This is a genomic window from Actinomadura sp. NEAU-AAG7, assembly GCF_018603865.1.
Classification (GTDB): domain Bacteria; phylum Actinomycetota; class Actinomycetes; order Streptosporangiales; family Streptosporangiaceae; genus Spirillospora; species Spirillospora litoris.
In genome coordinates this window covers 549,661-572,513 of sequence record NZ_JAHFZY010000007.1, presented here as the reverse complement: position 1 = coordinate 572,513, position 22,853 = coordinate 549,661, and the positions used below count along the sequence as shown (strand labels likewise).

The 22,853-nt window shown below is 71.7% G+C and carries 22 protein-coding genes; 11 read left to right on the top strand and 11 right to left on the bottom strand.

Annotated features, from left to right (window positions below; all coding sequences use genetic code 11):
- Nucleotides 1–163 precede the first annotated feature (163 nt).
- From KLI87_RS32050 to KLI87_RS32025, 6 genes are all read left to right on the top strand, one after another.
- Nucleotides 164–514 (top strand): helix-turn-helix transcriptional regulator, encoded by a 351-nt coding sequence (locus KLI87_RS32050; RefSeq protein ID WP_214620020.1) that lies wholly within the window; start codon nucleotides 164–166, stop codon nucleotides 512–514.
- Nucleotides 515–652: 138 nt separating this feature from the next.
- Nucleotides 653–1,141, top strand: coding sequence for an SRPBCC domain-containing protein (locus tag KLI87_RS32045; RefSeq protein WP_214620019.1), 489 nt, complete (start codon nucleotides 653–655; stop codon nucleotides 1,139–1,141).
- A 188-nt stretch (nucleotides 1,142–1,329) separates the two neighbouring features.
- Nucleotides 1,330–1,770, top strand: a complete 441-nt coding sequence (locus KLI87_RS32040; protein WP_156222623.1) for a hypothetical protein — start codon at nucleotides 1,330–1,332, stop codon at nucleotides 1,768–1,770.
- A 46-nt stretch (nucleotides 1,771–1,816) separates the two neighbouring features.
- On the top strand, nucleotides 1,817–2,551 hold the full coding sequence (locus tag KLI87_RS32035) for a DUF6073 family protein (protein ID WP_156222625.1): 735 nt from the start codon (nucleotides 1,817–1,819) through the stop codon (nucleotides 2,549–2,551).
- A gap of 238 nt (nucleotides 2,552–2,789) precedes the next feature.
- Nucleotides 2,790–4,223 (top strand): DHA2 family efflux MFS transporter permease subunit, encoded by a 1,434-nt coding sequence (locus tag KLI87_RS32030; RefSeq protein WP_214620018.1) that lies wholly within the window; start codon nucleotides 2,790–2,792, stop codon nucleotides 4,221–4,223.
- Nucleotides 4,224–4,486: 263 nt separating this feature from the next.
- Nucleotides 4,487–5,146, top strand: a complete 660-nt coding sequence (locus tag KLI87_RS32025) for a metalloregulator ArsR/SmtB family transcription factor (RefSeq protein WP_156222629.1) — start codon at nucleotides 4,487–4,489, stop codon at nucleotides 5,144–5,146.
- A gap of 49 nt (nucleotides 5,147–5,195) precedes the next feature.
- Here the strand turns inward: KLI87_RS32025 and KLI87_RS32020 are convergent, their stop codons facing one another.
- From KLI87_RS32020 to phnD, 4 genes are all read right to left on the bottom strand, one after another.
- Nucleotides 5,196–5,678: an SRPBCC family protein gene (locus tag KLI87_RS32020; RefSeq protein ID WP_214620017.1), complete on the bottom strand. Its 483-nt coding sequence runs from the start codon at nucleotides 5,676–5,678 to the stop codon at nucleotides 5,196–5,198.
- A 158-nt stretch (nucleotides 5,679–5,836) separates the two neighbouring features.
- Entirely contained in the window at nucleotides 5,837–6,661 is an 825-nt protein-coding gene (phnE, locus tag KLI87_RS32015; protein ID WP_214620016.1) for a phosphonate ABC transporter, permease protein PhnE, read from the bottom strand.
- Nucleotides 6,658–7,347 (bottom strand): ATP-binding cassette domain-containing protein, encoded by a 690-nt coding sequence (locus KLI87_RS32010; protein WP_214620015.1) that lies wholly within the window; start codon nucleotides 7,345–7,347, stop codon nucleotides 6,658–6,660. Before KLI87_RS32010 ends, phnE begins: the two co-directional genes overlap by 4 nt.
- 44 nt (nucleotides 7,348–7,391) lie before the next feature.
- Complete coding sequence (phnD, locus tag KLI87_RS32005; RefSeq protein WP_214620014.1) at nucleotides 7,392–8,312, bottom strand: phosphate/phosphite/phosphonate ABC transporter substrate-binding protein; 921 nt, start codon at nucleotides 8,310–8,312, stop codon at nucleotides 7,392–7,394.
- 639 nt (nucleotides 8,313–8,951) lie between these two features.
- On the opposite strand from phnD, the gene KLI87_RS32000 reads away from it, so the two are divergent.
- Nucleotides 8,952–9,419, top strand: a complete 468-nt coding sequence (locus tag KLI87_RS32000; RefSeq protein ID WP_156222639.1) for a VOC family protein — start codon at nucleotides 8,952–8,954, stop codon at nucleotides 9,417–9,419.
- Between the two features lie 270 nt (nucleotides 9,420–9,689).
- Here KLI87_RS32000 and KLI87_RS31995 read toward each other — a convergent pair whose 3' ends face one another.
- Together KLI87_RS31995 and KLI87_RS31990 are read right to left on the bottom strand one after the other, a co-directional pair.
- The gene (locus tag KLI87_RS31995) at nucleotides 9,690–10,211 is read right to left on the bottom strand and encodes a DUF4396 domain-containing protein (RefSeq protein WP_246251313.1); all 522 of its coding nucleotides are present in this window, start codon (nucleotides 10,209–10,211) and stop codon (nucleotides 9,690–9,692) included.
- A gap of 105 nt (nucleotides 10,212–10,316) precedes the next feature.
- Nucleotides 10,317–10,685: a MerR family transcriptional regulator gene (locus KLI87_RS31990; RefSeq protein ID WP_214620013.1), complete on the bottom strand. Its 369-nt coding sequence runs from the start codon at nucleotides 10,683–10,685 to the stop codon at nucleotides 10,317–10,319.
- 66 nt (nucleotides 10,686–10,751) lie between these two features.
- Here KLI87_RS31990 and KLI87_RS31985 point away from each other — a divergent pair, with 66 nt between their 5' ends.
- Nucleotides 10,752–11,615 carry a polysaccharide deacetylase family protein gene (locus tag KLI87_RS31985; protein WP_214620012.1) on the top strand — a complete coding sequence of 288 codons (864 nt, stop codon included), beginning with the start codon at nucleotides 10,752–10,754 and terminating at the stop codon, nucleotides 11,613–11,615.
- A 57-nt stretch (nucleotides 11,616–11,672) separates the two neighbouring features.
- On the opposite strand, the gene KLI87_RS31980 is transcribed toward KLI87_RS31985, so the two are convergent.
- The 3 genes from KLI87_RS31980 to KLI87_RS31970 form a co-directional block, all read right to left on the bottom strand.
- Nucleotides 11,673–12,734 (bottom strand): S1 family peptidase, encoded by a 1,062-nt coding sequence (locus tag KLI87_RS31980; RefSeq protein WP_156222645.1) that lies wholly within the window; start codon nucleotides 12,732–12,734, stop codon nucleotides 11,673–11,675.
- A gap of 255 nt (nucleotides 12,735–12,989) precedes the next feature.
- Nucleotides 12,990–13,649 (bottom strand): hypothetical protein, encoded by a 660-nt coding sequence (locus KLI87_RS31975; RefSeq protein ID WP_214620011.1) that lies wholly within the window; start codon nucleotides 13,647–13,649, stop codon nucleotides 12,990–12,992.
- Nucleotides 13,646–13,888 (bottom strand): hypothetical protein, encoded by a 243-nt coding sequence (locus KLI87_RS31970; RefSeq protein ID WP_156222649.1) that lies wholly within the window; start codon nucleotides 13,886–13,888, stop codon nucleotides 13,646–13,648. The genes KLI87_RS31975 and KLI87_RS31970 overlap by 4 nt, the downstream gene beginning before the upstream one ends.
- 380 nt (nucleotides 13,889–14,268) lie before the next feature.
- Between KLI87_RS31970 and KLI87_RS31965 the strand changes: the two genes are divergently transcribed.
- The gene (locus tag KLI87_RS31965) at nucleotides 14,269–15,411 is read left to right on the top strand and encodes a hypothetical protein (RefSeq protein ID WP_214620010.1); all 1,143 of its coding nucleotides are present in this window, start codon (nucleotides 14,269–14,271) and stop codon (nucleotides 15,409–15,411) included.
- 60 nt (nucleotides 15,412–15,471) lie between these two features.
- Nucleotides 15,472–16,536 carry an RNA ligase (ATP) gene (locus tag KLI87_RS31960; RefSeq protein ID WP_156222651.1) on the top strand — a complete coding sequence of 355 codons (1,065 nt, stop codon included), beginning with the start codon at nucleotides 15,472–15,474 and terminating at the stop codon, nucleotides 16,534–16,536.
- Between the two features lie 444 nt (nucleotides 16,537–16,980).
- Here the strand turns inward: KLI87_RS31960 and KLI87_RS31955 are convergent, their stop codons facing one another.
- Nucleotides 16,981–17,712, bottom strand: a complete 732-nt coding sequence (locus KLI87_RS31955; protein ID WP_156222653.1) for a hypothetical protein — start codon at nucleotides 17,710–17,712, stop codon at nucleotides 16,981–16,983.
- A 181-nt stretch (nucleotides 17,713–17,893) separates the two neighbouring features.
- Nucleotides 17,894–21,457, bottom strand: a complete 3,564-nt coding sequence (locus tag KLI87_RS31950; protein ID WP_214620009.1) for a M28 family peptidase — start codon at nucleotides 21,455–21,457, stop codon at nucleotides 17,894–17,896.
- Nucleotides 21,458–21,790: 333 nt separating this feature from the next.
- Between KLI87_RS31950 and KLI87_RS31945 the strand changes: the two genes are divergently transcribed.
- Nucleotides 21,791–22,816 carry a LysR family transcriptional regulator gene (locus KLI87_RS31945; RefSeq protein WP_173391031.1) on the top strand — a complete coding sequence of 342 codons (1,026 nt, stop codon included), beginning with the start codon at nucleotides 21,791–21,793 and terminating at the stop codon, nucleotides 22,814–22,816.
- Nucleotides 22,817–22,853: the final 37 nt, after the last annotated feature.

The window sequence follows — 22,853 nt, the reverse complement described above, 5'->3', positions numbered from 1 at the left end:
ACGCTCGAAGACGCCGACACGCCCGCCAGGGAGGAGTATCCTGCGGCGCCGCCCGTCCGATCCGAGGGGTCCGCGGGCTCGCGCCGGGGCACGTCCCGTGCCCGGTTCTCCGCCCGCCCCGGCGCTTGGCGGCGCTGACCAGCCGACTGCTAGCCTGAGACCGATGCCACCCCAACGATCCGGCCTGGACGAGGACGTCGTCTTCCGCGCTCTGGCGGAACCGCGACGGCGGGCCATCCTGAGCCTGGTGGCCTCCGTCGAGCTGCCCGCGGGCAAGATCGCCGAGCATTTCGAGGTCACCCGGTCGGCCGTCTCCCAGCATCTCCAGGTGCTCAAGGACGCGGGCCTCATCACCGAGCGCCGCGAGGGCACCCGCCGCCTCTACCGGGCGAGCGAGGACACGCTGGTCGAGCTGCGCGCCGTCCTGGAGGGCCTGTGGCGGCAGAGCTTCGAGATGGCCCGCGACGTCCTGGAGGCCGACTCGCAGGACGCCGGCGACGCCGCCGCCGGCTGACCGGCCCTCCCGCGTTTGGCCCGTTCCGGCCGCCGCCTCCTCTTCGGACCCGTGGCGCGTGGGAGCGGGGGGAGCAGCGGTTGGATCTGGCACACTGGGCACCGCTGGGGCTGACCGCACGGGGTAGGAACACTCACTGTGAAGCCTGTTGAGCCGATCCGCCAGGCCTTGATGATCGAGGCGAGCCAGGAGCGGACGTTCCACACCTTCGTCAGGCGGCTGTCCGCCTGGTGGCCCATCGAGGGCCGCGCGGCGGCGACCGGCAAGCCGGGGGACGTCCGGGTCGAGGAGTGGGTCGGCGGCCGCGTCTACCAGGCCGGGCGCGCGGGCGCCGAGCGCGAGCGGGGCCACGTCACCATCTGGAACCCGCCCAGCTCCTTCGCCTTCACCTGGGAGGTCGCCCCCGGCGCCGAGATCACCGAGGTGCACCTCCAGTTCCAGCGGCTCGGCCCGGCGCTCACCCGCGTCGTCATGGTCCACCGCGGCTGGGAGTACCTGAGCACCGCGCTGCTCGACCGCTACACCGGCCACGCGGGCGGCTGGCTCGCCGCGCTGCGCAGGTTCGCCGCGATGTTCGAGACCGACCCGCGCCCCCGGCGGCAGGCCGCCGACGACGAACCGCGCTAGGTACTTCTTTCTAAAGTTTTCTGAGATCCCCGCTTCGCTGCGCCGCAGGTGGCGGGGCTGCTCCGACGTGCTCGGAAGGCGTGCGTCCCCGGCCCGGTCGAGATGACCTTCGGTCGGCTCTTGACTATATGAATTTAAAGTGTCGTACTGAAGGGGACAGCGAACCGGTGAGTGGTCAGGAGGAGCACATGACAGCCCTGGACGCGACGGCCCCGCCCGACATCGACCGTCTCGTCAGCGAGTTCCGCGCCACGGTCCTTCCCTCGGCCAGGGACTTCCTGAAGAAGAAGATCTCCGCGAACGAGCTGCGGCGGGTCTGGCGGCCCTACTACTACGACGTCTTCCACCCGTACGACCTCAGCGTGGAGCGGGCCTGGCGGAGCGTGGCGGGCTCCGAGGGCCGCCTGGAGAGCGGACCGCCGCAGGCCGACCCCGCCCACGAGCTTCCCCTCCTGCACTTCCCGGTGAGCATCGCGCACAACAACTTCGACCGGCTGATCGAGGTCCTCGCCGTCGAGCTGGGCGACGGGACCGTCGAGGCCACCGGGATCCCGGAGCGGATCGTTGACTTCGCGCACGTCGTCGACGCGCTGTACGAGCTCATGACGTCGCTGGCCGAACGGTCATGACGTCATCCCCCCGGAAATCCGAAACGAACTTTGGAAAGGAGTGGCCATGGACACGCAGAACATCCTGCAACAGCTGATGGACCGCGGTCTCGCGCCCGGCATCGACGGCGCGACGCTGTCGTCCGCCGACGTCGTCAAGGGGCACGAGTCCGCCTGGGGCGGCGCCGGGAACCTGTACCCGATCCGTCCCTACACCCTGACCCCGGCCGCGCTGGAGAGCTTCACGGTCCGCGAGCGGATCCACGTCAGCGTCGACGGTCTCGGCGAGGACGTCGTGGACCTGTACGGCCTCGGCATCTACCGGCGCCACGACCCGAAGGCGGCCGAGGGCCGCGAGCTCGACTGGGCGGGCGCCATCGTCACCGCGCAGTTCCTGTCCCTTCAGGTGACCGGGCACAGCGATGTGTTCGGCCAGGTGAAGGTGTCCAACTCGCCGCACAAGGCCGAGGGCGCCCGGGTGAAGCCGAGCCCCGCGCCGGGCGGCGGGCACGTCATGCCGATCAAGGACTGCGTCACCTCGCTCTACCCGCGGTTCGAGATCGAGGACCTCGGGACGACCATCGACACCGGGGACGAGGTCGTGCGGCTGGAGTCGCGCATCGCGATGGTCCCGCCGGTCGGTGACGTCTCGCGCACCTCGCGCAGGTACCCGCTGTACGACGAGGCGGGCAGGCCGGTCGGCGAGCTGATCGCCGCCGACATCGAGATCGGCGCGCTGCTCCACCACGTCCCGATCACCAGCGTCGTCGTGCCGGAGGCCCTGGCCGCGGTCGTCGCCTAACCGGGACGCCGCCGTCGACGACGAATGCGTTGGGGGTGGGCCGGTCCGCGCGGATCACCGTGCGGGCCGGCCCGCTTCGGCGCGCCGGGCCCGCGCCGGCACGCGCCGAGCCGCGCCAGGCCGCAGCGGGCGGCTTCGGGCCGCTCCCGATCGTGAGCGTCGGTTGACGCTTTCGAAAGCAATCGCTAACGTTTTTCTGGTCACAGTCACAGCCAGTGAGCCCGACGGAGCAGCGTCCATGGTTTCCGCCGATCAAGGGTCCTACGCGCCGGACCGGCAGCGCTGGACGGTCGTGATCGTGTCGTTCATGTCGTTCATGGTCGGCCTCGACGTCCTCGTCCTGATGACCGCCCTGCCCACGATGCGCACCGAACTCGGCGCCGACGCCGCCGAGCTCGGCTGGACGATCAACGCCTACGAGATCGGCTTCGCGGCGCTCATCCTCACCGGCTCCTCCCTGGGCGACCGGTACGGCCGCCGCATGCTGTTCCTCGCGGGCGTGGCGGTGTTCACGCTGGGCTCGCTGTGGGGCGCGCTCAGCTCCACGATCGAGATGCTGATCCTCGCGCGGGCGTTCCAGGGCCTGGGCGGCGGCGTGGCGACCGCGCTGTCGATCGCGCTGATCAGTGCCGTGACACCGCCGGAGCGGCGCGGCGCCGCGTTCGGCGTCTGGGGCGCGGTCACCGGGATGGCGGTCGCGCTCGGCCCGCTGGTCGGCGGCGTGATCGTGCACTTCCTGGCATGGGAGTGGATCTTCTGGCTCAACGTGCCCATCGGCGTCGCGCTGTTCGCGATGACCCGGTGGCAGATCTCCGAGTCCAAGGGCGAGCGGCCCCCGGTCGACCCGGTCGGGCTCGTCCTGTCGACGATCGGCGTGGTCGCGCTCGCCCAGGCGCTGCTGCGCGGCGGCGACGCCGGGTGGACCACGCCGTCGGTGCTGTACGCCATCATCGGCGGCCTGGTGTTCCTGGCCGCCTTCCTGTTCTGGGAGAACCGCAACCCGGCGCCGATGATGCCACTGTCGATCTTCCGGAACCTGAGCTTCACCGGCGGCTGCGGCGCGAGCTTCGTCATGGGCGTCAGCCTCTACGGGCAGGCGTTCCTGTTCTCGCAGTACCTCCAGTTCGCCCTCGGCAACGACGCCCTCGGCGTCGGCTTCCGGCTCCTGCCGTGGGTGTCGCTCACGCCTGCGATCGCGCCGGTCGTGGGCCGGCTCACCGACCGGATCGGCGAGCGCGCCCTGGTCGCCACCGGCTTCGTGCTGTTCGCCGCGCCGTTCCTGGTCATCGGTCCGCTGACGATGTCGGGCTCCACCTACGGCGCCCTCGTGGTCCCGCTGCTGGTGGCCGGGATCGGCGTCCCGATGACGTACGTGACCATGGTCTCCGCGGTGATGCGCTCGGTCGAGCCCGCGCGGTTCGCCATCGCCTCCGGCGTGAGCATCACGATCCGCCAGGTCGGCGCCGTCTTCGGCGTCGCGGTCGCGGTGGCCGTGTTCTCCAGCTACGGCGACTTCACCACCCCCGGCCGCTTCGTCGACGGCTACGGCCCGGCGGCGACGGTCCTCGCGGTGATCACGCTGGTGGGCGTCGTGCCGTCGCTGATCATCCGCCCGCTGACCGGCCACGCCCCGGCGCCGGCGGACACGGGCGCCACGCACGCCCCGTCCTGACCCGGGGCCGGGGCCCGCCACCGGGCCCGCTCCTCCCAGACCGCCCATCACCGCCGCGCCTCCCCCCGTGCGCCGCGGTGATGGGCCACTTTCGTATGGCCCCGCCGGTGTTCCGGGGGTCGCCGTGGTCGTGTCGGAAGGGGTGCGGCCCGGCCCGTTCGATCTGTTGACAAGCCGCTTTCGACGTTATTAATTGGTCGTGCATTTGTCCGCGCCACCCGTTCTCAGCCATTGTCGGGTGCGGATCGGGATGGGGCATGGTGATGGCCGATACGCACAAGATCGCGCTGTATGAACAGTTCTCCAGGGTCGGGAAGGCGTTGGCGAACCCGGTCCGGCTGATCCTGCTGGATCTGCTCGCGCAGGGGGAACGCAGCGTGGAGGATTTGGCGGACGCCGCGGGAATGAAGGTCGGCAATACTTCGGCGCAGCTCAAAATACTGGCCGGGGCGGGGCTGCTGGCCACGCGGCGGTCGAGCGTGCATGTCTACTACCGGCTGGCCGACGAGCAGGTCGGCGCGTTCGTGGACCAGGTCCAGGAGTTCGCCGCCGCCCGGCTGGCCGAGGTCGAGTGGACGGCGCGCGAGTACCTGGGCGATCTCGCGGCGCTGGAGCCGGTGGCGCAGGAGGACCTCGCCCGGCGGATCGACTCCGGGGACGTCGTGGTCGTCGACGTGCGGCCGCCCGCCGAATACGAGGCCGGGCACATCGCGGGCGCGATCAACGTCCCCAACGACGAACTGGTGGCGTGGCTGGCGGAACTCCCGCACGGCTCCGACGTCATCGCCTACTGCCGCGGGCGCTACTGCGTCCTGGCGCCCAAGGCCGTGCGGCTGCTGCGCTCGCACGGATACCGCGCGCGGCTGCTCGCGGGCGGGATGCCGGAATGGCGGCGCGCCGGAAGACCGGTCACCTCGGGATGACGGCGCCTCGGGATGACGGCGCCCCGGGATGGCGGCGTCTCGGGGATGACTAGGCGGGGAGGCGTTCGACGTAGGCAGCCAGGCACCACGTCCAGCCGCCCTGGGACTCGACCGCGCCCCGGACGGCCGCCGCGCCGGCGCCGTGGCGCTCGAAGTAGCGGTGCTCCAGCTCGACCCGCGTCCGGTCGCCGTCCTCGGCGACGAAGCGGATCTCGACCTCGCTGGCGTGGTCGGGGTCGGGGTCGAACCGCCAGTCCCCGTCCAGATGCCAGGCCAGGACGACCAGCGCCGGGGACTCGAACGCGGTGACCCGGCCGATGTCGCACTCGCTTCCGTCCACGCCCACCTCGTACCAGCGGCCGCCCGCCCTCGGTTCGAGGACGAAGTCGGCCATCTCGGCCTCGCCGATGCTGTACTGCCTCGGCCACCACGCGCCGAACTGCTCGGTGAACACGCGGAATGCCAGGTCCCGGTCGGCGGCGACCGTGATCGTCTGGCGCACCACGTCCCTGAGGTCGACCGGCTGGCTCATCCCCGTGTCCTCCCGCTCGGTGCGTCGCCCAACGCCGTATGAGCGACCTACGCTGTGTGATGGATCACTGACGTCACGCTATGACCTGCCGTCGCACAGCGCAAGCATGGCCAGGGTAGCCGGAGCATGCCTCCGTGGTGGGCCGGACGCGCCGGCGGCTAGGCGGCCGCGCCCGCCCACCGGCGCGCCGCGCGGGACAGCACGTCCACCGCGAGCATCAGCAGCAGCACCGCGATGACGAGCGTGGACAGCTCCGCGTAGCGGAAGAGCTTGAGCGAGATCGCGAGTTCCTGGCCGACGCCGCCCGCGCCGACGAAGCCGAGGACCGTCGAGGTGCGGATGTTGCACTCCCACTGGTAGAGCAGCAGCGAGGTCAGCCCGGCGGCGGCCTGCGGCACGATCGCGAGCGCCGCCGTCGTGAACCGCCCGGCGCCGGTCAGCCGGATCGCCTCGACCGGCGCGGGGTCGACGGCCTCCAACTGCTCCGCCCCGAGCTTGGCGAGCAGCCCGCCGCCGTGCACGCCGATCGCGAGCGCGCCCGCGGCGGGACCGGGGCCGATCGTCGCGACGAACAGCAGCGCCCACATCAGGTCCGGGACGCCGCGCAGCACCGCCGCGTACATCCTGGCGGCCGACCGGACGAGGGACGGGACGCCGACGTTGCCCGCCAGGGGGACCGCCGCCGGGACGGCGAGCACGACCGCGAACAGGAGCCCGGTCAGCGAGATCTGGACGGTCTCCGCCACGGCGCCGCCGACCAGGTGAAGGAACCCCGGCGTCAGGTCCGGGTGGGCGAACGCGCGCAGCAGCCGCAGGCCGCCGGACCGCCCCTCGATGAGCGCGCCGGGCCGCACGCCCGCCCCGGTGACGGCCCAGCCGAGCGCCGCCGCCGCGACCAGCGCCGCCGCCCACCGTCCGCGCGGACGGGCGCGCGGCGCGGGCCGCGGGGCCTGCGCGCGCCAGGACAACTCGTCGGGGGTCATGTCGCGCCCGGGGTCATGCGGGGGACACCGCCCCCGTAGATCGCGGCGGCGGTCCGGTCGTCGATATAGGAGCCGTCATGGACGAGCCGTCCCCCGCGCAGCGCGATGACGCGGGAGAAGTGGCGCGCGAGCGCGAGGTCGTGGGTCGAGACGATCAGCGTGGCGCCCGCGGAGCGCAGCGCCTCCATCGCGGTCCCGGCCGTGACCGGATCCAGCCCGTTGGTGGGTTCGTCGGCCAGCAGCAGGCTCGGGCGGGGGAGCAGCGCCCTGATCAGCGAGATCCGTTTGCGCTGGCCGCCGGACAGGTCGGCCGCGCGGGCGGGCAGGCAGTCGGCGACGTCGAGCGCCTCGGCCAACTCGGCCAGGCGCTCGGCGTGCGGGGCGGGCACGCGGCCCGCGCAGGCCGCCGCCCAGTCGCGGGCCCGCCAGCCGGCCGCCGTGCCCGTCAGCGCGTTGAGCCGCGCCGAGAGGCCGAGGACCAGGTCGTCCCCCTGCCGGACGAAGCCCGTCGCCCGCCGCACCCGCCGGTCGCGCGGGTCGTGCCCGCCGACGCGGAGCCGCCCGCTCACCGCGACCGCGCCGAGGACCGCGCGCAGCAGCGTCGTCTTCCCGGAGCCGGACGGCCCGAGCAGCGCGACCTGCTCGCCGTCCTCCACCGACACCGTCAGATGGTCGACCGCCCGCACGCCGCGTCCGGCGAACTCGACCGTGAGGCCCCTCGTCCGGACGTCTATCGGACCGCTCCTCCCAGCCCGAGCCGCCCGGCCTGGCGGCGCACCTCGTCATAGTCGCGCGCGGCCACCCGCGTGTACCGGCGCGCGCGCATCAACTCCAGCGTGCGCGGATCCCGCATCGTGGTGAACGCCCTGGCCAGCGCCTGGACGGCGCGGTCGCCGAGGGCCGTCCTGGCCACCCAGGGATAGCCCATCACCTGGCGGGTCTCGATGACGCGCAGCGCCCCGGCGGGCACCTTCCCCTCGCGTTCGAGCCGGTGCAGAATGCGCAGCTCGATTCCGCCCGCGTCGGCCCGCCCGCCGAGGACGGCCGCGGCGGTCGCGTCGTGCCCGCCGGTGAACGTCACCCGTTTCAATGGCGGGCACTCGTCCATGCGGCGGGTGGAGCAACGGACTCCGGCGGCGTCGAGCATGATTCTCGGATAAAGGCTTCCGGACGTGGAACTCACGTCCCCGAACGCGAACGTCCTACCGGGCCCGACGATATCGGAGCGCAGATTCCGGTACGGAGAGGCGGCCCGGACGACGATCGCGGAAAGGTAGCGCGGGGTACCGGTCTCCCGGTCGATCTCGGTGACCAGAGGGGTGAGTCCGACCTGCCGCTCGGCCTGGACATAGGTGAGGCCGCCGAGATAGGCGAGGTCGATCCGCCCGCTCGCGAGGGCCGTGACGACGCCCGCGTAGTCGGCCGCGACGAAAAGCTCGACCTGCACGCCGAGGGCGTGTTCGAGATAGTCGCCGAACGGGCCGTACTGCGCCTTCTGCCGATCCGGCGCGACGTTGGGGATCAGGCCCACCCGCAGGGTCTTCGGAACGCCGTTCGCGGCGACCGCCGCCCCGCCGTCGCTCCCCCCGCACGCGGTGAGCGGCGCGGCGAGCGCGAGAACGAAGGCGAGAAGTATTCGTGAAATGCGCACCGGACACCTCCGCGATCTCGCCCGCCGGACCCGGCGAGCGTACTACGCAGGCCGGAATCAAAGGAGACCTCCAAAAATGGACCCGTCGAGCCGGATGTTCTTTCTCAAAGGCGGAGCAGGTCAGCGACGGAGGCCGGGGAAAAAGGATCACTGAGGTGGCGGCGCACAGTTCCGGGCGGCATTGATCCCGTGCCCTGGGATAACCTCATCGCAGCTCAGGCGCTCAACGTGCCCGGCCGCAGCCGGAAGGACGAACGGCGCCGCCCAGCGGTGGCGGGCGCGAGCGCGACAAGCGGCTTGGTTCTTCTTACCGCCCACCCAACCCGAACGTAGTGTCCTTTTCAGGACGCTCCGCCCGCATTTCGGACGCGGCGCAACTCCCCTTACCCCGCGGCGTCGAGGGGTGCCGCCGGACGACCGTGTCAAGGGCTCGAACGCGGGGTAGGGGACGTGCCGGTGGGCGACACCATAACCCTGTTCAAGCACGCCTTAGTCCCCACTTGAACGCTCCGCGCGCCGGGTGGTGCGGCGGGGGTAAGCGTCGGTTGACGCTTGCGAAAGCGTCCACTAACGTTCCAATCATCGGGCACCTTCTGCCCCCGCTCGCGCAGCACCCGCAGCCTCACCGGAGGATCGACCATGGCACCGAAACCGATTCCCGAGTCATACCGCCGCGTCACACCGAGCCTCGTCGTCCGCGGCGCCGCCAAGGCCATCGAGTTCTACGGCGAGGTGTTCGGGGCGACCGAGCGCCTGCGCTTCCCCGGGCCCGGCGACACGATCGTCCACGCCGAGATCGAGATCGGCGACGCGGTCGTCATCGTCGAGGACGAGTTCCCCGAGCAGGGCACCAAGGCCCCGCCGGCCGAGGGCCTCGACGGCTCCCCGGTCTTCCAGTTCATCTACGTCGAGAACGTCGACGCCGTCATCGAGCAGGCGGTGAAGCTCGGCGCCAAGCTCGTGCGCCCCGCCACCGACCAGTTCTACGGCGACCGCGACGGCTACATCATCGACCCCTTCGGCCACGGCTGGACCATCGCCTCGCACGTCGAGGACGTGTCCGAGGAGGAGATGACCCGCCGGATGGCCCAGATGATGGGCGGCTGAACGGATTCGCGGCGAGGTATCGCCTCGCGATCTCCCCGGTGGGGCCCGCCTCGGCGTCGCCCCACCGGTCAGCCGACGCGTTCGCGTGGGCGCTGAGGCCGCGTGAGATCACGGCTTCGGGCCTGGTGGCGAACCGCCGCCCCTCCGGATCTCCGGGGCCCGCACACGTAGCGGGCCTAAATCGGGCGTGCCGGTTCTTCCGGTACGCCCGCGGAGCCTTCGCTTCGCCCGCGCGGTGGCCGCCTCGGGAGGCCGCGCGGGCGAACGGCGTCAGTGGTGGTACTGGTGCACCACCGCGTGTCCCTTGCCGCGTCCGATCATCCAGCGGTTGATGGGGGTGGTGAGGACGAACGCGACCACCAGGGCCAGGGCGAGCGTGCTCCAGAACAGCAGGTCGTCCAGGCCCGCGTGGAGCGCCCCCGGGATCACCAGCATCGTGGCGTTGTCCAGGACCTCCATGACCGCGATCGACACCGTGTCGGCGGCGAGGGCGACGCCGAACGCGGCGCGCAGTGAGAGCCCGGCCTTCAGGACGCCGCGCATCGTCAGCGCGTAGCCGAACACGAACGCCAGCGCCACCGCCGCGACGATCGTCGCCAGGTTCGACCATCCGAACGCGGTCCCGATCACCATTCCCAGCACCTCGCCGATGGCGCAGCCCGTCAGGCAGTGCAGGGTCGCCTGCGCGGCGACCGCCCAGGTCACCGGTCCGGCGTGGCCGCCTCCACCGTCCGGGGCGGAATCGGGCGCCGGGACGGTCCGGTCCATGTGCGGATGGTCGTGAGCGGGCATGAGCGACCTCCCTTGGCCCAGGTCAGCGACATAGGAGTCACCAAGCAGCCTGGGCGGAGTCCTATTCCCTGACGGGGACCGGGCCATGCCCGAGTGCGCCCCGCCCTAGTGGTCGTGGTGCCGCGCGGCGGCGTCGATGACCTGGTCGAGGACGTCGCGGGAGTTGACCAGCTCGGTGATCATCCGGTCGATGCGGTCCCGCTCGGAGGCGAGTTCGGTGGCCAGGCGCGGGGTCGCGATCTCCGACGGGCCGCCGTCGGCGTCCCGCATGCAGGGGAGCAGCCGGGCGATCTTCGCGCTGCTCAGGCCCGCCGCGAACATCTCCTGGATCCGGATGACGCGGTCGACCGCCCGCTCGGGGTAGTCGCGATGCCCGCCGGGCGTGCGCGTGGACGCCAGCAGGCCCCGCTGCTCGTAGTAGCGCAGCGACCGCTCGCTCACCCCGGTGCGCCGGGCGAGCTCACCGATCCGCATCCGGCCTCCTCGTGTTCGCAGCGTGCGGTTGAATCTGACACCAATGTTAACTTCTACCGTGTCGTCATGACGAACACAGGCGAGAACCGGCTCTACGACTACAGCCCGATCACCGCGCGCCCGCCGCTCGACTGGCCCGGCGGCGCCAGGGTCGCCGCCTACGTGGGGCTCAACATCGAGCATTTCCTGGTCGGCCGGCCGTCCACGAGCATCTGGTCCGGCACCTCGCACCTGGACCCCGACGCGCTCAACCACGGCTGGCGCGACTACGGGACGCGCGTCGGGATCTGGCGCACGATCGCGAGCCTCGACCGGCACGGCTTCCGGGCGAGCGCGCTGCTGAACTCCGACGTGGTCCGCCACTATCCGCAGATCATCGAGGCGGGGATGGAGCGGGACTGGGCGTGGCTCGCGCACGGGCGCACCAACTCCGTCCTCCACACCGGCATGGGCGTCGACGAGGAGCGCGCCGTTCTGACCGACATCGTCGACACCATAGCCGGGGCCACCGGTCGGCGGCCGCGCGGCTGGATGGGCCCCGGGCTGACGGAGACGCACAACACCCCGGCCCTGCTCGCCGAACTCGGCCTGGAGTACGTCCTGGACTGGACGAGCGACGACCAGCCCTTCCCGCTGAACGTCCCCGGGATGCTCAGCGTCCCCTACACGCTCGAACTCAACGACCTGCTGCTCTTCTCGAACGGCACCACGGGCCCGGAGTTCGTGCGGATGGTCAAGGACCAGTACGAGCAGCTGCACGCCGACTCCGAGCACGGCGGCCGCGTCATGGCCCTGGCCCTGCACCCCTTCGTGACCGGGCAGCCGTTCCGCGCCAAGTACCTGGACCTCGCGCTCGAATTCCTGGCGGCCCAGCCCGACATCTGGCTGACCACCAGCGACGAGATCGCCGCCCACTACCGGTCCCTGTGAGGACCGGAGCCGGTGACGGGGTTCCCGGGGGTGGGCGGGAACCCCGTCACGACCGGGTTACTTCAGGGTGAGGTTCTGGGACTGGAGCGCCTCGTCCAGGGGCTGGAAGTAGGACTCGAAGCCGCTGCCTCCGCAGGAGTTGCTGCTGATGCCGGACGTGATGCCGACGGCGGTGCTGCCGCTCTGGAGGGAGCCGCCGCTGTCGCCGGGCTGCGCGCACGCGCTGGTCGAGACCAGGCCGGTGACCGCGCCCTGCGGGTAGTTGACCGTCTGGTCGTAGGCGCGGATGGTCCCGGACGTCGTGCCGGTGGTGGAGCCCTTCTTCTGGATCTGGGAGCCGACCGGCGGGCGGCCGACCTGGGTGAGCTGGGCGTTGCTGGTCTGGAGCGAGCTGTTGGTCACCCGGATCGTGCCGTAGTCGTTGCCGGGGAAGCTGCTGGCCTGCCGGGTGCCGACGGTCTGCCCGCCGGAGGTCTTCCAGCTGGCGCCGGCGTTGGTGCAGTGGCCCGCGGTGACGACGTAGGTGGTGCCGCCGCCGACGGCGATCGCCGACACCGAACAGCGCGAGCCGCCGGTCAGGATCGCCTCGCCCGGCGCGAGCACCACGCGGGCCGCCGCCCCGGCGCGCTTGATCTGGACGGTGTCGCCGAGCGCGCGGGCGCGGGCGAGGAACGCGCGGGTCGCGGCGTCCTTGGCGTTCTGGGGCACGCGGACGACGACGGCGTTGGAGACCACGTCCACGCCCCACGACAGCCCGACGGTGCCGCGCGTGCCGGCGAGCCGGTCGAGCCGGGCCTTGGCGTCGTCGAGCGGCCGGATGCCGTGCTCGACCACGCGGGCCTTCGCGCCCGACGCCTCGACCTGGCGCGCGGCGGCCTGGTCCGTGACGTTGACGACGAGGTTCCCGGCGCCGTCGAGGTAGGAGCCCGCGTGCCGGGCGCCGAGCCGGTGGGTGATCTGGTCGGCCAGGGTCTGCTGGGGGAAATGGGCGAGCCTGACGGTCCCGGCGGAATGCGTCTGCGCGGACGCGGGAGCGGTTCCGAACGCCGGGAGCGTGATCAGCGCCGCGGCGCTCAACAGCGGGGGCACCACGCGTTTGAGGTGCGATCCACGGTTCACTGTCGTCCACCTTTCGCCGCCGGTCACCGGTCGGGTGGCGGCGGCTTTTCCGGGGGTTGGCGGGGGACGAACACCTGATCACGTCGACCCGGGGTGGGGGTCTCGTGACCGGGTGTCGCGTGGGAGCAACGTACTGCGAGGAACTGTCCGCAACCAGATTTCGGGACGTCATTGAAATTTCAGTACGTTCCGTTCCTCTTCACATTCATCACTCCCGGGGCCGCGGGCGATGGATCCGCTCCGGTAACGGGCCGGCTACCGGCGGGCTCCCGGGCCGGGGAGCCACAGCCAGGCGCGGGCGCGCGTCTCCTTGCAGCGCACCGCCAGCGGCTCGTAGGCGGCGGGGTCGAAGAACCCGCCGCACGCCCGCGCGATCCCGTGCAGGTGGTCGGAGGCGAGCAGGCCGACGTCGGCGCCCGAGGCGGCCAGCGCCCGCTTGAACGCGGGCGCCTCCAGCAGCCGGAACAGGTGCACCAGCGACGTCCCCGCCACCCCGTTGTCGTCGCCGTGCACGCGGCCGATGTGCGCCGCCACCCGCACCCGCAGGTGGGCGGCCTCGCTGGCCATCCTGTTCGAGCGACGCAGGACGGCGTTCAGGTGGTGGCCGAGCGGTGCCAGCAGGTTCCCGGGGTCCACCTGCGGCGGGACGACGACCAGCGCGCCGTCGCCGCGGTCCTCGCGGTAGCAGCCGGGCCAGGGCAGCCCGGTCATGGTGAACGCCTCCTCCAGCCGCGCGTACAGCGAGCTTCGCAGGTGCAGTTGGACCTCGTCGTCGCGGCGCGGGTCGCCGAACGCGGCGATGTCCACGGCCAGCAGCGGCAGTTCGCGGTCGGAGTGCGCGACGTGCACGGCGTGCGGCGGACGTCCGGCGAGCGGCGGGTCGGCGGCGCGCAGCCCGGTCGGGGACGCGGTCATGGCCGGGGAGCCTCCTCGAAGACGGGATCGGCCCAGAAGGCGATCAGCTCGTGCTCGGCCAGCCGCGCCGGCGGCACGCCGTCCGGCAGGGCGCGGCCGGTGGCGAGCGCCCACAGTGTGATCAGCGTGCGGGCGATGAGCTCGTCGTCGGAGCGGGGACGGTGCGCGCCGGGCCCGTGTCCCGCCGCCGGCGCGCCGGAGGCGGCGGGGCCCGGTCGCGGTCTGGTCGAGGTGTCCATGGCGCCGAATATGGACGCTCCGGCGCCCGCCGCGGCGCTGGTTTCCGGCTACCCGGAACCGCGCGGAGACCCCCGGAGGAATCCGGATGGCGGCGGATGTTCCAGCGCAACCGGACGCGGCGTCCCGTCCCATCCGGATTCATCCGGATCGATCCGGCGACGTCCGGACCGATCCACCGCGGTCCGGGTTTTCGCGGGTACGGGCGAGTATTCATGCTCCGGGCCGCGAGTCGCGATGGAATTCGGAGTGGCGAAGCGCTCCTGACCGCCGTAAGCACTCCGAGATGTGGCAAACCTGACAGAACGGCGTGTCGCGCGGTGGGAGCATGTCGCCCCTTACCGGTTGATCGTCATCCACAGGAAGTGGCCGGTCCGCACAGATGCCTGATGACACCCGCGCCGGCGCGGCGCTGCACACCTTCATCGGCGACCTGCGCGCCGCGTTCGAGCGCGCGGGGCCGCCCACCTTCGCGCGCCTGGAGACCCTGTCCGAACGCTGCCGCGAACCGGGCCCGGCCGCGCGCCCGCGCGAGCCCGGCGGCCCGCGCGACACCGGTGGGCCGGGCGGCCCCGGTGGGCCCGGCGGCCCCGGTGGGCCCGGCGGCCCGCGCGAGACGGGGGCCCCGGGCGGTCAGCGGGTCCGCGTCCTGCCCCATTCGACCACCCACGACATCCTCGCGGGAAAGCGCGGCAGGCTTCCGCCCTGGCCGTGGGTGTCGTCCTTCCTGCACGTGCTGCGGATCGCCGCGTGGGAGAACGGGCTCGATCCCGAGGAGATCGGCTCCACCCGCGACTGGCACGCCCGCTACCTCGCGGCGCGCTCGGCCATCCTCGACGCGCAGCGGCCCCCGCTGGCCGCGCCCGTCCCCGTCCTCGTCCCGCTCGCCGAGGCGCGCCCCACTGCCTATGCCACCGCCACGGCCGCCGCCCCGGAGCCTCCGGAGGAGGAGCCCGAGCCGCCGTCCCTCACGCCGCCGGCGGGGCACACGACCATGATGCGCCGCTACGCCGACGCCTACGGGCGCACCGGCATGCGGCTGCTGCGCCACGCCGAGGCCGACGACGGGCAGGACCGCGGCGTTCCCGCCTACCGGCTGGCGACGCTGCTGGCCTGCGACAACCGTCCGCACGAGGCGCTGTACTGGCTCCAGCGCGCGGCGCGCGTCGGGCACCGGCTCGCCCGCCGGCTCGCCGTCGAGTGGGACCCGCACACCGACCCGTGGCCGCCGCACTACTGGAAGCGGGGCGACGCCGCCTTCGAGGTCGGGATGGACTACGAGGCCAACGGGTACCCGCACGCCGCCGCCGTCTTCTTCGAGCGCGCCGCCGACAACGGCGTCCAGGAGGCCGCCTACCGCTCCGGCCTGCACCGCATGCAGTACGGGCAGACGTGGGAGGCGATGCTGCTGTTCAACCGCGCCGCCGAGGCCGGGCACCGGCCCGCGCAGCGCGAGCTGGACGGCCTGCTGCCCCACTACCACGGCGAATCGCAGGAGGGCTTCAGCCCCTACGGACCTTATTGAGTTGCCCCCCGCCCGCGGCCATTGCCACGCTTGGGAAAACCCATCCGAGGGGGAATGCCCATGTCGACGCTGCGTGTGACCGCCGAAGAGCTGACGATCCATCCGCACGGAAACGCCGACGCTCTCGAACTGGCCCAGGTCGGCCTTTACCGCGCGGTCGTCGGGAAGGGGCGGTTCCAGACCGGGGACCTCGCCGTCTACATTCCCGAGGGTGCGCTGCTGCCCGCCGAGCTGATCGGCGAACTCGGGCTGGAGGGGAAACTCGCCGGATCGGCGAAGAACCGCGTGAAGGCCGTCCGGCTGCGCGGGGAGCTGTCGCAGGGGATCGTCTGCCTGCCCCGCGCCCTGGCCGGGACCGACCTCGCGGCGGCGCGCGCGGAGTCCCGCGACCTCGCCGGCCTGCTCGGCGTCACCAAGTGGGTGCCGCCCGTGCCCGTCCACATGAACGGCGAGGTCGTGCCCGCGCCCGACCTGCTCCCGTGGATCGAGATCGAGGACGTCAAGAGGTATCCGGCGGTCTTCGAGCCCGGCGAGGCGGTCGTGGCGACCGAGAAGATCCACGGCTCGGCGTGCCTGTTCTCCCTGGTCGGGGACGAGGCGTTCGTGTCGTCCAAGGGCTTCGGCCACAAACGGCTCGCTCTGGTCCGCGACGACAAGAACCTCTATTGGCGCGCCGTGGAGGCGCACGGCGTCCCGGCCGCCGCCGCCGCGATCGCGGCGCGGTTCGGCGCCGACCGCGTCGGGGTGTTCGGCGAGGTCTACGGGCGCGGCGTCCAGGACCTGCACTACGGCCGCCAGGAGATCGGCTACGCCGTCTTCGACGTGGCGGTCGCCGAGGGCGAGGGGCCGGTGCGCTGGCTCGACCCCGCCACGCTGGCCGAGGTCCTGGACGAGACGGGCCTCCCCTCCGTCCCGCGCCTGTACGAGGGGCCCTACGACGAGGCCGTGCTCACGGAGTCGGCGAGCGGGCGCGAGGCCGTGTCGGGCGAGGCCGCGCACCTGCGCGAGGGCCTGGTCGTCCGTCCGGCCGTCGAACGCTACAGCGAGGTCACCGGCGGGCGCGCGATCGCCAAGTTCGTCTCCCCGGCCTATCTCACCCGCAAGGGCGGCACCGAATACGAGTAGGCCGCGAACTGCGGCGGGCCCCGGAACATGCCCATGTTCCGGGGCCCTGGTGATTCCGCTCGCACGGCACGCCGGCGGCTTTTAAGGGGGCAGGTCAGTTCTCAGGTCACCGCGTTCTTCCATTGAACTACCGCGCCGCGAGAGGCGCGGGCCAGATTCGAACTGGCATCTCGGTGATTGACGCCTGCCTCCGGTCGATCCGGCGATGAGCGGAAATGCTGATTCTGGAGCGAGAGCCTGAGATTGAACGGCTGCCTCTACCATCTTGGGCTACCGGGACTCGGGTGCCCCGGGGAGGAGTCGAACCTCCACTGTCACCGTGGTTCAGACTGAGCCTCATCCTCAGCTTCGGGACCTGGTCCGGTCCCGCCCCCGCGCTCCTGCGGGGGAGCCTTTTGTGTTCATGCCGTTTCCGTGCCGTTTCCGTGCCGTTTCCGTGCCGGGTCAGGCGAACAGGTAGCCGAACACCGCGTCGCCGACCTTCCGGTCGGTCACCTCGGCGCCGTTGGCCTCCTCGCGCGCGAACTTGACCGCCGCCTGGAGCTTGGTCACGCGTTCGCGCAGCTCGTTCACGCGCCGGGCGGGCAGCGCCCCCGAGAACGCCGTCTTCGTCCAGGTGCCCACGATCACGTCCTCGGTGTAGGTCTCCACCTGCGCGGGGTGCTCGGTGGTGGCCTCGTACAGCACGTGGGCGCGCGGGATCTTCTTGGTGCGCGTCGTCTTCACCGGCTCGGTGCGCCACACGTCGGCGGACTCGTCGAAGCTCCACGACTCGGCCGCGTCCAGGACGGGCAGCTTGTCGACGAAGGTGTGCAGGTCGGTGAGCTGCTTCTCCAGGAACAGCAGGTGCGACACGGGGACGTCGGCGACGATCGTCCGCCCGTCCACGACGACGTCGGCGCGCGCCTCGCAGTTCGCCCAGTCCTTGGTGGCGGTGACGTCGAACAGGCGGGTCAGCGCCCTGGCGGCGTCCGCCAGCGCCTCCTCCGCCTTCACCTGCACCCGGGTCGACTCGGGCGGGAGCTGCTCGCCCTCGTCGTCCAGCGGCTGGTAGGTCCGCGAGATCCCGGACAGCAGCGGCGTCTTCTGGATGCGGTGGTGAATGTCGGTCAGCTCCCGCTGCGCGCGGGATTTCGTGCCCTTCTCCACCGCGATGATCTGGTTCAGCTTCGTCATGTGCGGCACCCCTCCCCGTGACGTGACCGGCGCAACGCTACTGATTCCAGGCCATTCGTGCACCCGGATTTACCCTGACAATTGCCGAGAACGGGGATATCAGTGGCCGGACAAGGGTGTGCCCGGCCCGGCCTCCCACCCCTGCGGAGGCCGGCCGGACCGGGCACGTTCTCGGGTCGTGCTAGAGCGTGATGCTCCAGCCGTTGAGGGTCCCGGTGTCACCGGGGCCCTGGTCGTAGACGGTCAGTTGCCAGTTTCCGGCGGCCTGCGAGCTGACGCCGGGGACGGTGAAGGTCATCGGACCGTCCCACGGTGTGCACTCGTACTGGCCCTGCCCCATCGGCTTGACCGTGTAGGTCCGGCCGGACGGGGAGACCAGGCCGATGGCCATGTCCTCCGTGCAGGTGTGCTGGATGTCGACGCTGAGCGTCACCGTGCTCGACGCCTGCCCCTGCGTGGTGACCTGGAGGGGACTGCTGATCCGCTGGTAGTCGTTGATCGGGTACCGGGTCGTGCTGGTGGAGGTCCGGTTGTCGGCCTTCTTGACCGTCAGCGTGTAGGTGGCGGTCCTCGCGACCGACCCCTGCCCGCTGACCGTCACCGTGTAGTCGCCCGGCTGCGTGTCGGCGGTGGTCGCCACCGTCAGCGTCGCCGTGCTCCCGGTCTTCACCGTGGACGGGCTGACGGTGGCCGTCGGCCCCGCCGGGGACACCGTCGCGGACAGGTTGACCTCCTGCGCGACACCGGCGGTCACGGCCGTCCTCACGGTGGCCGTCGCCGACTTGCCGGCGTCCACGCTCCCCGTCGCCGGGTCGACCGACACCGAGAAGTCGTTGGTGCCGTCGCCCTCCACGTTGAGGGTGAAGGTGGTGGTGTGCTTGACCGCCCCACCGGCGCCGGTGCCGGTGACCTTGACGGCGTAGCTGCCCGCGGCGGTCTGCGCCGTGGTCGCGACCGTCAGCTTGGACGACCCGCCCGCGGTGACCGACGTGGGATCGAGGGTCACGGTCGGGCCGCCCGGCGACACGGTCGCCGTCAGGTCGACCTGCTGGGCGCTGCCCTTGGTCACCGCCGTCCTGACGGTGGCGGTGGCCGACTCCCCGGGCTTGACGCTCCCCGTCGGGGGATCGGAGCTGATGGAGAAGTCGTTGGCGGGCGTCGAGTCGCCGACCGCGACCTTCCACAGCGCCCACGCGATCGCGTCCGAGCTGCGGTCCAGCCCGGTCGTGTCGATGTTGCCCGGGTAGCTGTCGCAGGACTGGTGGTAGCACCGGTCGAACGCCTGCCCGGCGGTGCCGCCCCACTTCTGCGCTTGCGCCGAGGTCTTCGTCGCGGACGCGCCGGTGGACAGGAACGTCGTCGGGATCCCGGCGTCGCGGAACGGCCCGTCGTCGCTGCAGCACTCCGACATCTCGTCCGGCACCAGCCTGATCGAGTCGAAGTATCCCTTCAGGTACTGCGACAGCGCCGAGTTGACGCCGTCGATGAAGTAGCCGGGGTTGGGCGAGCCGACCATGTCGAAGTTGAAGTAGCCCTTGATCTTCGTGCGGTCGGTGGCCGACAGGCGGGAGACGTAGTTCTGCGAGCCGCGCAGGCCCTGCTCCTCGTCCGTCCACCAGCCGAACCGGACGTGCTTCAGCATCGTCGGCTTGGTCTGCGCCAGCTTCAGCGCGACCTCCAGCAGCGCCGCCGAGCCGGAGCCGTTGTCGTTGATGCCCGGACCCGCCGCGACGCTGTCGAGGTGGGCGCCGAACATGTAGATGTTGTTCTCGTCCCCTCCCGGCCAGTCCGCGATGAGGTTGGGCCCGGCGCCGGCCGAGCAGCCGGACGTGCACGTCTGGCGGGACGTCGTGAACCCGGCGTTCTTCAGCGCCTGCTCCAGGTAGGACACCGACGCGGTGTACCCGGCGCCCGTGGAACGGCGGGTGCCGCCGTTCTGCGTGGCGATGGTCTGGAGCTGCTGGAGGTGGGCCTTGACGTTCTCGACGCTGATGTCAGGCGGGTTGCCCGTGTCGGACCCTCCGCTGACGTTGACGCTGTAGGTGGCGGTGTGGGAGCCGCTCGTCCCGGTTCCGTTCACGGTGACCGTGAACGGGCCGGTCTTGGCGGTGTCGCTCGCCGCGAGGGTGAGCGTGGCGGTGTTCCCGGACTGGACCTGGGCGGGGTTGAAGGTCGCGGTCAGGCCGGGGTTGGCGGGGGACACGGTCGCCGACAGGGTCACCGGCTGGGAGGAGCCGCTGGTGACGGTGGTGTTGACCGTCGCCTGCACGGACTCGCCGGCCTTGACCGTCCCGCTGTTCGGCGCCACCGACAGGGAGAAGTCGTTGCCGCTCGGGACGCAGCTCGGCTCGCCGGACTGCGCGCCCATCTGGACGGCGTTCCAGGCGTCCTTGACCCGGTTGTACCAGGCGCAGGAGGGGTCGAGGTTCTTCGCGGCGGTGAGCGTCAGCGTCCGGTACCGGGGGTAGCTGGTGCTGGACGTCTTCAGCATCATCGCGTTGTAGAAGATCTTCGCGGCGTTCAGCACGCCGATCCCCGTCACCGAGGACGGCCCGCCCGAGCAGATCGGGCTGTTCGGCTTGCCGCCGCCGGGGTTGGAGCCCTCGGCGAGCAGGTAGAACCAATGGTTGCCCGGTCCCGCCGCCTTGTGCACCTCCATGTTCGGAACGGAACTGGAGTAGCAGTTCGGGTCGCCGTTGACGAGCGACGGGTTGTACATGTTGCGGATCGGGCCCTGCCCGACCAGGTTGATCTCCTCGCCGACGGTGTAGTCGGGAGTGTCCTCCGGGTTGTTGAGGAAGGCCTCGGATGCGGCCCCCCACACGTCACCGACGAATTCCTGGGTTCCGCCGCCGGACATTCCACCGGGGGTGAAGTTGTCCAGCCCGTGCCCGAATTCGTGGTCCACCACGTCCGTCGAGGTGATCCACTGGTTGGACTGGTTGTGGCCGAACTGCGCGTCGGTGCCGTTCCAGTAGGCGTTGACCTCGTTGAGGCCGACCCGCGCGGGGGCCCACTGGCCGTTGCGCAGCCCGTCGCGCCCGTACGTCTTCAGCAGGTCCCAGAACCCGCCCGCGGCGTACATGACGTCGACACAGCCGGCTTCCTTGCTCGTCTTGGACGTGCTGCCCCAGACGTCGTCCGGCCCGGAGAAGATGCCGCCGCTGTAGTCGGCGCACGTGAGCCCTGGCCGCTTCGGGTCACGCATCGTGTAGGAACCACCCGACTGGGTCGTTCCAATATTGAGGTTCGGGCCTTCCCAGATTCCGGTGCCCGTGCCCGCGTAAACGGTCTCCTTCGCGTCGAACCGCTTTCCGGTCAGCGCGTCGACATAGACCTTCTTGCGGCTCAGCTGCTTGCCGTCGCGGCCTGAGACGGTCGTCTCCCAGGCGAGGCGGGGCTTGCCCAGCGCGTGCACCACAAGGTGGGGCTTGAGCTGGCTCTTGTCAGGTTTCGACACAGCGGCGCGCGAGGCGCGCGCGGCGGCGTCCGCGCCGACCTCGGGGGCCGTCGCCACCTTGATCTGCTGCTTCTGCGCCACCGAGAGCGTGCGCACATGGCCCTTCGCGTCGGTCGCGACGACGAAGTCGCCGCCGACCACGGGAAGGTCGCGGTACGTGCGCTCATAGGCGACGTAGTACTGGTTCCACGGCGTGCCGACGACCTGCGTGCGGACGAATTTCTCGTCCTTGCCCGCGTGCAGTTCGGCGACGCGTCCGGTGACGATCCGGTCCGCGGACGCCATTGCGGCGACCTTCGGATCGGCGCTGGATCTCGGGCCGCTCGGCGGCGCCGACATGGCGATTGTCGCCAAGCCGGTGACCGGGAGCGCGACGGCCGCCAGGGCCGCCAGAAGGGGTTTGCGTTTCACAGCCGCATGCCTCCATTGGTGCGGGGGGAGAGGCCGCCCCGCAGGGGAACGGGGCGGCGGCCGACACGGCGGCGGCACCGGCGTTGGCCGAGCGAGCGGGGAATGGGGGTGGGTTTCGCGCGGGAGCGGCCGTCGTGTCCTGCGAAGATGAGATTGACACCTGATCAACGCTTGCGGGGCCTCGCATTTAGGCATAGCTTCGCGGCTATGCAGGTTGAACTGCGCCATCTGCGCGTGCTCAGCCGAATCGCCGAGGCGGGCAGTATCACGCGCGCCGCCGCCGACCTGGGCGTCTCCCAGCCGACGCTCAGCGCCCAGCTCCGCCGTATCGAGCAGGCGTTCGGCGGACCGCTGTTCGACCGGAGCCCGGACGGCATCACGCCCACCGCGCTCGGCCGCCACGTCCTCGCCCGCGCCCGGGGCGTGCTCTCGGACGTCGACGACCTGCTCGCCACCGCCCGCAAGAACGGCGAGCGCTCCGTCATCCGGCTCGGGACGCACCCGAGCATCCTGCTGGGGGAGTGGTTACGGCGCCTGGAGGGCGGTCCGCTGCGCCGGACGGTCAGCACCAGCCTCGACTACTCCGGCGGCGTCCTCAACCAGCTCCTCGCCAACGACCAGGTCGACGTCGTGTTCATGGGACGGGTCGCCGACCACCACGCCCCGCCCTGCCCGCCCGGCACGGGCGAGCGCGTGGTCTGCGTCGAACCCTGCGGTGTCGCGCTCCCCTCCGGGCACCGGCTCGCCTCCCGCGGCCGCGTCGAACTCGCCGACCTCGCGGACGAGATCTGGATCCCGCCGCAGGGCGGCGACGACGGCGGCACCGCGATGCTCCGCTCGGCGTGCGAGGCCGCCGGGTTCACCCCCCGCTTCCGCTACCACGACGTCGACCTCAGCGGCATGGCGGGCTTCGTCGCCGCCGGGTTCGCGATCGCGCTCGTCGCGCCCACCTGGCGCCCGTCCGAGGGCGTCACGGTCGTCGCGCTCGCCGGCCGCGCCACCGACGCGCACCGCGTCCTGCGCTGGCGCAACTCGGGGATGACCGTCGAGGAGATCGACATCCTGCACCGCAGCTTCACCGCGCTGTACGAGCCGCTGGTGCGCCGCCACACCGCCGAACTCCGCTGGCTCGCCGACAACCCCGACGCCCGTCCCCGGCTGGCCCGGGCGCCGTTGGAAAATTCTTCCGCGGGGGATGTCGAGGACGATCCGGCGGCTCCGATCACCAGGTGAGCGGCGCCGCGGGGCGCCGGTGATCGAAGGAGCGGAC